The sequence below is a fragment of the Nonomuraea sp. NPDC005692 genome (assembly GCF_040631115.1).
GTDB lineage: Bacteria > Actinomycetota > Actinomycetes > Streptosporangiales > Streptosporangiaceae > Nonomuraea.
This window is the reverse complement of the sequence record NZ_JBEXYU010000020.1, coordinates 148196-160399: the sequence shown is the minus strand read 5'-3', so window position 1 is coordinate 160399 and position 12204 is coordinate 148196. Positions and strand designations below refer to the sequence as shown.

6 protein-coding genes are annotated in these 12204 nt (G+C 76.2%); 2 read left to right on the top strand and 4 right to left on the bottom strand.

Going from position 1 to position 12204, the window contains the following annotated elements; translation table 11 throughout:
• Positions 1–58: 58 nt before the first annotated feature.
• The 4 genes from ABZ459_RS33235 to ABZ459_RS33220 all read right to left on the bottom strand — a co-directional run bounded on the left by ABZ459_RS33235 (position 59) and on the right by ABZ459_RS33220 (position 6141).
• Positions 59–181 (bottom strand): hypothetical protein, encoded by a 123-nt coding sequence (locus ABZ459_RS33235; protein WP_357978876.1) that lies wholly within the window; start codon positions 179–181, stop codon positions 59–61.
• A gap of 72 nt (positions 182–253) precedes the next feature.
• Positions 254–3085 carry an AAA family ATPase gene (locus ABZ459_RS33230; protein ID WP_357978874.1) on the bottom strand — a complete coding sequence of 944 codons (2832 nt, stop codon included), beginning with the start codon at positions 3083–3085 and terminating at the stop codon, positions 254–256.
• A gap of 217 nt (positions 3086–3302) precedes the next feature.
• Positions 3303–4514, bottom strand: a complete 1212-nt coding sequence (locus ABZ459_RS33225) for a cytochrome P450 (RefSeq protein ID WP_357978872.1) — start codon at positions 4512–4514, stop codon at positions 3303–3305.
• A 31-nt stretch (positions 4515–4545) separates the two neighbouring features.
• Positions 4546–6141, bottom strand: a complete 1596-nt coding sequence (locus ABZ459_RS33220; RefSeq protein WP_357978870.1) for an FAD-dependent oxidoreductase — start codon at positions 6139–6141, stop codon at positions 4546–4548.
• Positions 6142–6449: 308 nt separating this feature from the next.
• On the opposite strand from ABZ459_RS33220, the gene ABZ459_RS33215 reads away from it, so the two are divergent.
• Both ABZ459_RS33215 and ABZ459_RS33210 read left to right on the top strand, forming a co-directional pair.
• The gene (locus ABZ459_RS33215; RefSeq protein ID WP_357978868.1) at positions 6450–7346 is read left to right on the top strand and encodes a DUF4132 domain-containing protein; all 897 of its coding nucleotides are present in this window, start codon (positions 6450–6452) and stop codon (positions 7344–7346) included.
• Positions 7343–12199, top strand: coding sequence for a DNA-binding protein (locus tag ABZ459_RS33210; protein WP_357978866.1), 4857 nt, complete (start codon positions 7343–7345; stop codon positions 12197–12199). The genes ABZ459_RS33215 and ABZ459_RS33210 overlap by 4 nt, the downstream gene beginning before the upstream one ends.
• Positions 12200–12204: the final 5 nt, after the last annotated feature.

Sequence of the window (12204 nt, the reverse complement as noted above, 5' to 3'; positions counted from 1 at the left end):
CGGAAGGGAGGGAACCGTCCGTGAGGGTGCGGACGGGCTCGTGGCCGTCCTGAAGGGGTCAGACGGGTTCGAAGCCGTCCGGCGGGCGGGGGGGCTCCGGGGTCTCCTCGTGCGGGGAGGGGACGTCGGGGGCCGGGTCGTCCGGGTCCGGCCGGTCGGGGTCTTGGATGGTGTCGGACATGCCGAAAGTGTCGCGGCAGACGTATGGGGAGGGGTATGGGGTGCCCTATGGGGAAAAATCCCCATTTTGGGGTCAGTCGCTGGGGAGGAGGTGGCGGGCCAGCTCCGTCCGCGACCGCGCCCCCACCTTGCGCATGGCCGCACTCACGTGCTTGTCCACCGTCTTCGGCGACAGGAACAGCTCCCTGGCGATCTCCTGGTTGGTCAGCCCCTCGGCCGCCAGCCGGGCCACCTGCTCCTGCCGGGCCGACAGGGCGTGGTCGTTCCCCGCCTGCGCGGGCGCGCTCTGCGCCGCCGGGCGGACGCCCCACCTGCGCCCCAGCCCGGTCGCCCGGTCGAGGTCCCAGCGCGCCCCGAGATCGGCGTACACCGTGACGGCCCGGCCGAGACGGACGGCGGCCTCGGGGTCGTCGAGGGCGAACAGGCAGGCGGCGGCCTGTTCGCTCGCCTGGGCGGCCTCGTACCGTGCCGGGACCGTCTCGAAGGCGTCGGCGGCGGCGGTGAACTCGGCCGCGGCCCGCGCCCACTGCTCGCCGGCGGCCGCCAGCAGGCCACGGGCCTGCGCGAGCGCGGGCCCGGCCAGCGGCGCGTCGCGCCCGGCCAGCCGGGCGGCGTGCCGCGCGACGACGTCGGCGGCCTCCTCGGGACGGCCCGCGACGAGCAGCGCCTCGGTCAGCGCGGGCAGCGCGCGGACCGCCACGGGCCACAACTCGCTCGCCTCCCAGTGGCGGCCCGCCTCGACGGCCGCCTCGATCGCCCGGTCCGGCTCGCCCCGCGCGGCGCTCAGCCTGAGCGACATCGCCAACGGCAGCACGAGGTCGTCGTACTGCCCCCGGGTACGGGCCTCGGCGGCGGCGTCGAGCAGCGACGGCAGCGCGGCCTCCTGACGGCCCTGCACCGCGGCCAGGCAGGCGGTCACGATGTCGAGGAGGATGCGCTCGTGCGGCTCGTCGCCGAAGTGGTCGCGCAGCTCCTGGAGCCTGGCCGGCAGCCCCTGCCAGGAGCCCTCGAAGTAGTCGGCCGCGGCCAGGTTCACCAGGCAGCGCAGTTCCAGCCGCTCGCGCAGGTCGGGCTCGGCGCCGTCCTCGACCGCCGCGGTCAGCAGGCGGCGGCCCCTCTGGTGGTGCCCGCTGAACAGGGCGGCGCCCCCGATGGAGCGGTAGGCGTTGACCTCGCGGCGCAGCAGCCGCCGTCCGCCGGTCTCCCGCAGCAGGTCGTCGGCGAGCGCGGCCCAGCGTGGGTCGCCCATCACCACGAAGATCATCGCGATCTTGCCGAGCACCAGCATCCGCATGGCCGGATCGGCGACCGCGGGCAGGGTCGCGAGCGCCCGCTCCAGCCACGACCTGCTCTCCTCCGGCGGCAGGCCGCTGGGCGGGCGGCCGACCCCGGCCATGGCCCACGCCGCCAGGCCCGGCTCGCCGGCCAGGTCGTCGGCGGCCCGCGCGAAGGCCTCGCCGATGCGGGCGCCGTCGGTGCGGGTGCGCTCCAGGTGCAGCGCGAGCAGCAGGCGCAGGTGGCCGCGGAACGGCGGCGGCACGTCCTGCTCCAGCGCGCCGGTGACCAGGTCGGCGACCGGCGGCGGGCGCAGCAGCTCCAGCGCGGCCCAGCCCAGCTTCACCGTCAGCTCGGCCCGCCGGGCGGCGGGCAGGTCGGTGCCGCGCAGGACGTCCTCCAGCAGGCGGGCGGCCTCGGCGTCGTCACCCAGCCGGGACGCCTGCTCGGCCGCCTCGATCGCGGCCTGCACCCACTGCCCGGCCCGGCCGGCCTGGCGCAGGTGGTGGGCCAGGCGGCCCAGCGGCACCGGGCGCAGCTCGCGTACGGTGTCGGCGGCGGCGGCGTGCAGGGCCTGCCGGCGGCCGAGCGGAATCGCCTCGTAGACCGCCTGCGCCGCCAGCACGTGCCGGAACCCGACCAGGCCGCCGGTGTCGGCGAACAGCCCGGAGCCGAGCACCTCGTCGATCGCCCCGACGTCGGGGCCCGACAGCAGGGCGACGGGCACCGGGAGCTGCAGCACGGCGGCGCGCTCGGCCACCTCCTTGGCGCCGGGGGAGAGCCGGGCCACCCGTTCCTGCACCGAGGCGCGCACGCCGCTCGGCACGTCGAGCTCCTCCAGAGCCCGCCGCGCCCAGCCGCCCTCCCACCGGATCAGCGTGCCGCGGTCGCGCAGCAGCGCCAGCAGCTCCTGCACGGCCAGCGGCAGCCCGGACGCCCGCCCGCACAGGTGCTCGGCGAACTCGGCCGTCACCTCCTCGGCCCCGAGGATCGCCGAGGCCATCACCCGGGTCTGGGCGGCGTCGAGCGGCGGCAGCACCAGGTGCTCGGCCGTGATCGTGTCGGGGGCGCGGGCGGTGATCGCCCGTACCGCCCCGGACGCCTCCTCGCTCCGGTACGTCAGCACCACCCGCAACGTGCCGGGCAGCACGGACATCAGGTACGTCAGGAACTCGACCGTCTGCCCGTCGGCCCAGTGGAGGTCCTCCACGGCCAGGACGGCGGGGCCGAGCGCGGTCAGCACCTCGGCGAGCCCGCGGAAGACCCGGTGCCGCTCGGCCGCCCGGTCGTCGAGCGGCGGCGGCGTCTCCGGCAGCACCCCGGCCAGCTCGGGCAGCAGCTCGCGCAGCGCCCCCGCGACCGGCGACAGCGCCGCGCCGGCCAGCTCGGACGCCCGCCCGCGTAACGCCTCGACGACGGGCCCCAGCGGGAACGGTTCCCTGATCTGCACGCAGGCCCCGCTCAGCACCCGCAGGCCCGCCACCGCGGGACCGCCGAGCAGCTCGGCCGTCAGCCTGGACTTGCCGATGCCGGCCTCGCCCTCGACGACGGCCACGGCGGGCGCCCCGGCGACCAGCGCGACGAGCCGGGCGAGCTCCTTCTCCCGCCCAACCAGAACAGGAGACACCACCCGCCCAGCACGCACCCGCTCATTCAACTGCACACGAAGTCACAGATCAACGTCACACCCCCGCGGCACGTTCGTACCGGGAAGGGGAGGAGGTGGCGGCGGGCCCTGTTCTCCCGGTCCCAGGAGGGAGGAGGTGGCGGCGGGCCCTGAACTTCTGGTCCCGGGGGGAGGTGGCGGGGGCCTTGGGTTTCGGGCTTGGTGGGGGCGCCGGGTGTGGTCAGGCGGGGGTGATGGCGTCGTAGTCGATCAGGAGGTGGCGGGGGCCGCGGAGCACCGGGCTGGGGCGGTACGGCGGCGGGTCGGCGACCAGCCGCGGATTGCGCACCCGGCGCACCAGCTCACCCAGCACGACCTGTGCCTCCAGCCGGGCCAGCGGCGCGCCGAAGCAGTAGTGGACGCCGCCGCCGAACCCCAGGTGCTCGTTGGGCCGGCGGCACGGGTCGAACCGGTCGGGCTCGCGCACGTGGGCCGGGTCGCGGCTGCCCGCCGCCAGCGCCAGCACGACGGGCGAGCCGGCCGGGATGGTCACGCCGCCGACGACCACGTCGTCGAGGGTGACCCGCGAGGAGACGAGCTGCACGGGCGGCTCGAAGCGCAGCAGCTCCTCGACCGTGGTGATGACGAGGTCGGGGTCGGCGCGCAGGCGTTCCAGCAGGATGGGGTCGCGCAGCAGGGTGAGCATGCCGTTGGCGATGAGGTTGATGGTGGTCTCGTGTCCGGCGATGAGCAGCAGCAGGGACGTGGCGACGACCTCCTCCGGCGTCATGCGGCCGTCCGGGCCCTCGTAGGTGACGAACCCGGACAACATGTCGTCGCCCGGCTCCCGCCGCCGCGCCTCGGCCAGCCCGGCGAGGTAGCGTTCCAGGTTCTGCGACACCGCCTGGCGCTCGCGGGCCCGCTCGGCGCGGTCCTCCTCGCCCGGCCCGAGCGTCTCGACGATCTGGTCCGCCCAGGCGTGGAACTGCTGCTCGTCCTCGGCCGGCACGCCGAGCAGCCGGCAGATGACGGCGATCGGCAGCGGGTAGGCGACCTCGTCCACGACGTCGGCCCGGTTCTTGCCGGCCAGGGCGTCGATCAGCTCGGTGGTGGTGGCCAGCATCATCGGGCGCAGCCCGTCCACCACGCCCGGCGAGTGCGGCGGGCCGAAGTGGCGCATGGTCAGGCGGCGCAGCCGGTCGTGCTCCGGCGGGTCGAGCCTGATGAAGGCGGGCGCGTGCTCGGGCTCCTCCGGCGCGTTCGCCAGGTTGCGCCGGTCGGAGCTGAGCCGCGGGTCGTGCAGCAGCTCGACGATCTCCCGGTACGTGCTGACGACGTACGAGCCGTCCGCCAGCCGCGTCACCGGGTTGCGGCGCAGCTCCCCGAGGAACGGGTAGGGGTCGGCGCGGCCGGCCGGGTCGAGGATGCGCTGCATGGCGGCGTCCGAGGTCATGTCCTGCACTCCTGTCTGGGTTCTTCCCGGGTCAGCTCTGCGGCGCGTGCAGCAGCGAGGCGCGCCGCTCGGCCGGGTCGTGGCCGGTCACCACGACCGTCGCCCCCTCGGCCGCGACCAGCCGCTCGGGCACCCGGGCCGGTACGGGCCGCGCCTCCCCCCGCATGTCCATGTGCCGGAAGGCGGGCGGGAAGGGCGTGGCCCGCTCGATCAGCCGCTGGTAGAACTCCAGCCACATGCCCTGGTCGAAGGTGACCGCGGCGGTGATCCGGCCCTTGTAGCCGTAGACGGCGACGAAGCGGCGCTCGTCCGTCGAGCCCTGGGTGACGACGAGCTCGTCGGCGAAGGTGGGCACGCCCACCGACTTGATGTTGACCCCGAACTGGCTGGACCAGAACACCGGCACCGACAGGTGCGGCCAGCGGTGGGTCTGGTCGCTGACCATGTTGTGGGCCGCGATCTCGGCCTGGGTGACGGCGTTCCCCCAGTGCTCCAGCGTCATGAACTGGTACTGGTACAGCGGGTGCGGGAAGCGGGCGATGTCGCCGGCGACGAAGACGTCGTCGGTCACCAGGCCGTTGGTGTCCACGGCGCGGCAGCCGGCGTCGCAGGCCACGCCCCACACGCCGGCGGCCAGCCCCGAGTCGAGCAGCCATTCGACGTTGCGCACCGAGCCGAGCGCGACGACGGCGACCTCGGCCTCGACCGTGCTGCCGTCCGACAGACGGGCGCCGCGCAGCCGCCCGTGCCCGTCGCCCTCCAGCGAGGTGACCGTGGTGTCGCACCGCAGGTCCACGCCGTGCTCGCGGTGGAGCTGGGCGGCGACGTCGCCGATCACGCCGCCGAGGGCGTTGACCAGCGGGGCCGGGCCGCGTTCGACGACCGTCACGGGCAGGTCCAGCTCGCGGCAGACCGAGGCGATCTCGCTGCCGGTGAACCCGGCGCCCAGGATGAGCACCCGGTTGGGGCGGGCGGCCAGCGCCTTCCGCAGGCCGGCGGCGTCCCGCATCGAGCGCAGCGTGTGGACGCCCGCCAGCCGGGCCTCCTCCTCGTGCGGCCAGGGCCGGGCGCGGGTGCCGGTGGCCAGCAGCACCCGGTCGAAGCCCACCTCGCGGCCGTCGGCCAGCAGGACGCGCTTGCCGGCCACGTCCAGGCCGGTCGCCCGGGTGCCCCACAACCATTCGGCCTCGACCTCGCGCAGGTGGGGCAGCATGACGTGGTCGGGCGCCACCTGCCCCATGAGCACCTGCTTGGACAGCGGCGGCCGGTCGTACGGCTCGGCGGGCTCGTCGCCGATCACCGTCAGCGATCCGGTGAAGCCCTCCCGCCTGAGCACGCCGGCGGCCCGCGCCCCGGCCAGGGACGCGCCGACGATGACGATGCGCCCGTCGGTCATCCCGCGCGCCGGCGGGCCGGGCGGCTCGGGCGTGAGCCGGGTGGCCGTCCAGTCGAGGTGGATGGCCTGGACGGGGCAGGCCGCCGCCGCGCGCAGCACGTGCTCGCGCCGCTCGTCGCCGGGGTCGAGGTCGTACAGGAGGGACTCCTCGCGCATGGTGAAGACGTCGGGCGCGAGGAAGGCACACTGCCCGTACCCCTGGCAACGCGTCAGATCGACGACGACTTTCACCGGCCATCCCCCCGTCGAGCGAGCCGCGCGCCCGCTCCCCGGTCGGCGCGCCCGGCCCGGACTGGCCTACCCCCGCCGTCCGCGCCCGTAGCCTGCGCGCGGCGATCCTGCCCTGCTCTTTAGGCGGTACCGACCGCCTGAAGACCGTCCGTCCCGGACCGCCCCGCTCGCCGAGGGGACCCGGTGCCGTAACCGGGCCGTCGAGCAGTCGGTAGGCATTTGTCAGTGATCGCCGATAACGTTCCGCGCAACGTGGCGGCGGGAGATCCGCGCCGCGACACATTCCCATGGCTTGACGGCATGGCTTCATGCCATGGCTGCACGAGAGGCGGCGGCAATTGGGTTGGCTGGCGGCGGGCGACGCGTACGAGGTCGCCCTGATAGAAGGCCGGGTCACGGCCAGGGCCACGGCCGGCCGCTCGGCCGGGCGGCAGCTGAAGACGCTGCCGAAGGCGGTGCGCGAGCACCCCGAGGCGGACCGGCTGCGCCGCTTCGCCGAATGGCTCGACCGGCACGCCGCGTCCTGCGTGGCGCACGTGGACGCCTGGATGGTGTCCTCGCTGCCCGTGCCGACCGAGCTGATCGCCCGGGTGTGGCCGGACGAGGCGTGGCGGACGGCGCTGCGTGACGTGGCGGTCGTCGGCGACGACCCCGACGAGGTGGGCTTCCTGCGCGACGCGACCTCCTCCGGCGAGCTGCGCATGGTCAACCTCGACGGCGAGACCGTCAGGCTCGCCCCGCGCACGGTGACGCTGCCGCACCCGGTGCTCCTGCCCGACCTCGACGACCTGCGCGAGTTCGCCGCCGAGCTGGGCATCACGCAGAAGGTCGAGCAGATCCACCGGGCCATCTGGCGCAAACCCGCCGACCAGGGCGAAGGGGTGCGCCAGGTGAAGGACTTCGCGGGCGGCACGTACGCCTCCAGGTTCGGCGTGGCGGCCCGCGCCACCCAGCTCGGCTACCGCGTATCCGGCGGCTTCGCCACCTGTCAGGTGCGCGACGCCGGCCGGCTCACCGAGGCCGCCGTCTGGATCGGCGAGCCCTACTGGGACAGCGAGACGTCCACGGGCGATCTCACCTGGCGCGACCAGGACGGCCGGACGCTCACGCTGCGCGAGGTCGGCCCGGTCGCCTGGTCGGAAGGCATGAGGATGGCCGCCGCGCTGCACGCCGGCCGGCAGGTCGAAGAGGGGAAGAGCGCATGACCGGCAACATCTCGCAGAACGCCGAGGCGCGGGAGCTGCTCGACGCCGGCGCGGTGCTGCCGGCCGGCACCGAGGGCGCGGGGGAGCGGGCCGTGCCGCTGGTCGCCCGCGCCTACCGGCACCCCGGCCTCGACGACCGGGTGATCGTGCGCCTGGTCACCGAGGAGCTGAGCGCCGCCGAGGACGCGGTGGGCGGCTTCCTCGGCCTGGTGCCCGAGGGCGAGGCCGCGGTGGTCGGCCTGGGCCTGCGGCGCTCGCTCGGCTTCCCCGAATGGGTGCTGGTCCACCACCCGCGGGACGGGCACCACGCCCTGGCCGTCGTTCCCGAGCTGGAGCGCGTCGCCCGGCAGGCCAGGACCAAGCCCAAGATGGCGCTCGACGCCTACCAGCGCCTGGCCGGGCAGCTCGCCGCGTCCGTCCCGCACTTCCTGCCGACCTTCTACGAGCAGGCCGCCCGCGTGTTCGCCGCGGCCGACAACGCCCAGTACGCCGGGCAGCTCTTCGCCGCCGCCCGCCGGGCCGAGGCCCAGCACGGCCTCGCCGTGGACGACGACCGGCTCGACGCGGTGTTCCTGGAGTTCGCGCTGGCCGGGGCGCTGCCGGTCAAGGTGCTGTCCGGGTACGCCAAGGAGCTGACCGCCCGCCTGCCCGCCGGTGAGGCGCTGACCAGGTACGCGCGGCTGTGCGTGCGCAGGACCGCCGGCGGCCTAGCCCCCTCGGCGCAGATGGCCGCCGACATCCGCAGGCTCGCCAGGGCCGCCGGCGTGGACGCCGAGGCGGCCGAGCAGGACTACCTGGCCGAGGTGCTGGCGCTGCCGGCCGCCATGCAGGCCCCGACCGGCTGGTGGAAGTCCCACGCCACGGCCGTCGCGGCGCTGGCCAGGCAGCGGCCCGAGCTGCGGGGCACGCTGCTGAACGTCATCCCCGACAGCCACGACCGGGAGCTGCCGGGCATCTGGCTCGACATCCTGGAGAGCGCGGGCGCGACCGCCGGCCTGCACACCGACGTGCCCGAGGCGGAACGCTCGGCCGACGGCGCCGCCGGCTGGCTGCGCAGGTTCCTCGCCGCGCGGCAACGGGCCTGGGGCGTCGCGCCGCACCTGCCCGCGCTGCACGCCCTGATCGAGCGTATGGCCGACCGGCTGCGCGCCGAGCTGGCCGCGACCGGCGCGACGATCGCGGTCGACGACGAGGCCGACCTGATCGACCTGCTGCTGGCCCGCGGCATCCCCGTGGCCGACCCCGGCGACGGCGCCCGGCTCCGGCTGGCGCACTGGGCGGGGCACGACGACCGGCGCGACCTGCTCGCCCTGGCCGCCGACGGCCGCTTCCACACCGCCTTCCGGCGCGGCGCCGACCACCTCGACGCCGACGACGAGGGCAGGGCCACCGTCCGGGCCCTGGCCGCCTCCCCGGGCGGGCGTCCGCTGCTGGCCGAGTGGGTACGCCTGGTCGCCCGCCGTTCGGCCGTCGCTGGCCTGCCCAACCTGCCCGACGCCCTGCGCCGCCTGTCCTGGCTGCCCGGCGAGGCCCTGGCCCTGGCCGAGGACGAGGTGCGCCGGGCGGTGACCGACGCCGACGTGGCCGGGGTGCTGGCCCGCGCCCTGCGGTCCGGCATCATCGACGAGCTGGGCTGGCCCGCCTTCGAGCAGGCCGCCGCCCAGCTCGTGCCGGAGAAGGACATCGACGACCTCGTCGTCTGCGACGCCTGGCCCAACCTGGTCGTCGCGGGCACCGCGCAGGCCCGGGTGCTCTCGGCCGACGGCGTCCTGCTCACCCACGACCTGCGCGTCCCCAGGGACGACACCTGGAGCGATCCCGGCTTCCACTACGTGGACGGCGAGCTGCTCGTCTACTGGGACTCCCGCGACCGCGCCAACGGCCTGCGCGGCTACTGGCACACCTCCGCCGACCGGGTGCGCGACCTGGACGGGACCGACCGGAGCCGGGGCACGCGGCTGGACTATTACCAGGGCGACGACCCGGTCAGCCTGGCCGTGCCCGGCGGCGGCCGCACCACCGGGTACGGCGTGCTGCACGCCGGTGACACGGCCGTCCCCGACGAGCGGCACCTGCTCACCGACGGCACGTCGTTCTGGACGTGGATCTGGTCGGAGCACGACAGCGGCTGGTACGAGTTCGACCCCGCCGGCGGCGGCGTCGGCAGGAAGTCGCTGCCCGGCTTCCTCAGCGGCACCCCGGACGTCCGGCCCGGCGAGGGCTGGCTGCTGCCCGCCCCCTCCACCGAGCCCACCCCCGTCGGCGCCCCCGTGGCCGGCCTGTACGGCCTGCGCGTGGCCAGGCTGCCCGACGGCTCCCACCGCGCCGAGGACCTGTCCGGGATCTCGGTGACGCTGCCGCCGGACGCCGGCGTGCCGGTGCGCGTGCTGACGTTCCCGGGCGCGGAGCGGGCCTGCGCCGTCGTGCGCTCCAGCTACCGGATCAGCCTCGTGGACGGCGACGGCGTCGTCCTGGCCGAGTACCGGACCGACTTCAAGCCGGGCGCCTTCGGCGCGGGCACGCCCATCCTGCCGCCCGAGCGCTACTGGTACTGCCTGCGCCCCCGCGACCTCGAAGGCTCCGCGGCGCTGCGCCGCGCGGACCGCGAGACCGCCGCGGCCCTGCTCGAAGCGGCCGCGCCGCACGGCGCCGACCTGGCGGCGGCCGTCCGCGCGCTGCTGCCGGGCATCACCCACGAGGCGCTGGTGCAGGGCGTGGCCGGGATCGTCGGCTTCGCCGCCACCCAGCAGGACGCGGTGCGCACCGTCGTGGCCAACCTCAACCGCGCGCTGGCCGGCGACCCGGCCGCGGAGCGGGGCCCGTCCGGGCCGACCGACGCGCTGCTGGACGAGGCGCTCAACGGCATCGGCGACGGCCGCGGCTACCACCGTCACAACGCCGACGCCGCCTTCCAGCAGATCCGCGCGGTGGGCCGGGCCGTGACCGACGGGCAGGACCGCCCGCAGGTGGCCAACCACCTCCGCCTGCCCGGACTGCCGGCCTCCGGCCTGCGGTGGGAGCGCCTGCTCGACCGCTGCGCCGCCGTGGCGTACCGGTGCGCGGCGCCGACCACCCCGGCCGAGCACCGGGACGCGCTGGGCGTGTTGCTGGGCGAGCTGCGCGACGGCGGCCTGCCGGTCGCGGCCGGCTCGTCCCGCTGGCGCCGCATGACGGTGACGCTCAGGCGCGAGCACCTGACAGGCGCGGACGGCGCTCCGGCGGAGGGCTCGCTCTCGGGCGTGCTGCCGCTGGGCGGCGGCGCGTTCGTCGCCTTCCTCGACCTGCGGGAGACGGACGTCGACGGGCTCGAATGGACGGCGCTGTGCCACGACCCCGCCGGGGCGTTCGAGGTGCCCGCGCCCTACACGGTCCGCGACACCTCGCCCGTCGGCGGGGACCGGGAGACGGGCTGGCTCGCGGCGTTCCTCACCGAGCTGGCCGCGCGCGGCCCGGCCCCCTGGCACGACGCCGCCGCCGAGGAGTTCGCCCGGCTCACCGGGGTCTCCCGGACCGCCGCGCGGCTGGTCGTGGCCGGGTTCCCGCAGGTGGACACCTACGAGCGGACCTTCCTCGACAAGGAGGCCCGCGCGACCGTCGGCGTGAAGGTGGCCGAGGCCGCCGTCGCCAAGGACGAGCTGCGCGCCCTCGGCCCCGGCGTGCGGCAGGCCGTCACCGCGGCGCTGCTGCCCGCCGACCCGGCCCGCCTGTGGACCGACGGCCCCGACGCGGCCGCCGCCGCGCGGGTCTGGAACGAGCACGTCGGGCAGCGGCTCGCGCTGCCCGAATGGCTGCTCGGCGAGGCCGCCCGCACGCTGCGCACCGTCGAGGGCGACCCGGCGCACGCGCTGCGCACGATGCTCGACCCCGCCGCCGCTCCCGAGCTGAGCGTGGACCTGGAGTGGGAGGTGCGCGGCGACCGCGTCCACCCCGTCGGCCAGGGCACCGGGTTCGGCGGGCGGTCGCTGGTGGCGGCCGTCACCACGGCCGCCTGGCTGGCCCACCGGCTGCCGGCCGGGCATCCGCTGCGCGCCGGCCTGCCCGCCGCGCTGTCGGCGGTCCGCGACCGGCTCGCCAACCCCGGGCTGCTGATCGACCTCGACGAGTACGTCGGCCTGCCCGCGTTCAAGAAGGTCGCGGGCACGCCGACCGAGGTCGGCGACGGCTACGAGCGGTACGGCGCCGTCGTCATGGCCACCTACGACAGCCAGCCCTCGCCCGCCATCCGCCCCCACCTGCTCGACGCGGCCGGCGACGACCCCTACCTGCGGGCCCTGATCGGGCTCAACGGCTCGTTCCCCGCCGTGTCCGCGCTGCGCACCGCCCTCGACCCGCGCTTCGCGGCGCTGCTGGCCGACCCCGGCGACCCCGCCCAGGGCGACCGGGACGCCGACGGCACCTGGTGGCCGCAGGACCCCACCCGCTCGGTGCCCGACCTGGTGGTGGACGCCGCCAAGGCGCACGGGCTCGGCGAGGACGCCGCCGCCGTCTACCTGATGCTGCTGGCCATGCCCGACCCCACCGACCGCAACACCGCCCGGTGGACCGGCTGGAAGCCGGCCCGGCTCAAGGCCGCGCGGGCCGAACTGGCCCGCACCGACCTGGTCGTCCAGGCCGTGCGCGCCCGCGCGGGACGCTCGTTGTTCCTGACCGGCGGCTGGTCGGAGGAGCGCACGCCGCGGCTCCCGCTGGAGCAGTGGAAGCTCCCCATGTTCCAGCCGAACGCGGGCCTCGACGGCCTCCTCGTGCCCGGCGAGCCCGCGGCCGACCTGTACGCCAGGGCCTGGCGGCGCGTCCAGGACGGCGACGTGCCCCGGTTCGAGCAGCTCGACGTCAAACGCGGCCGCCGCCGCTGACCCTG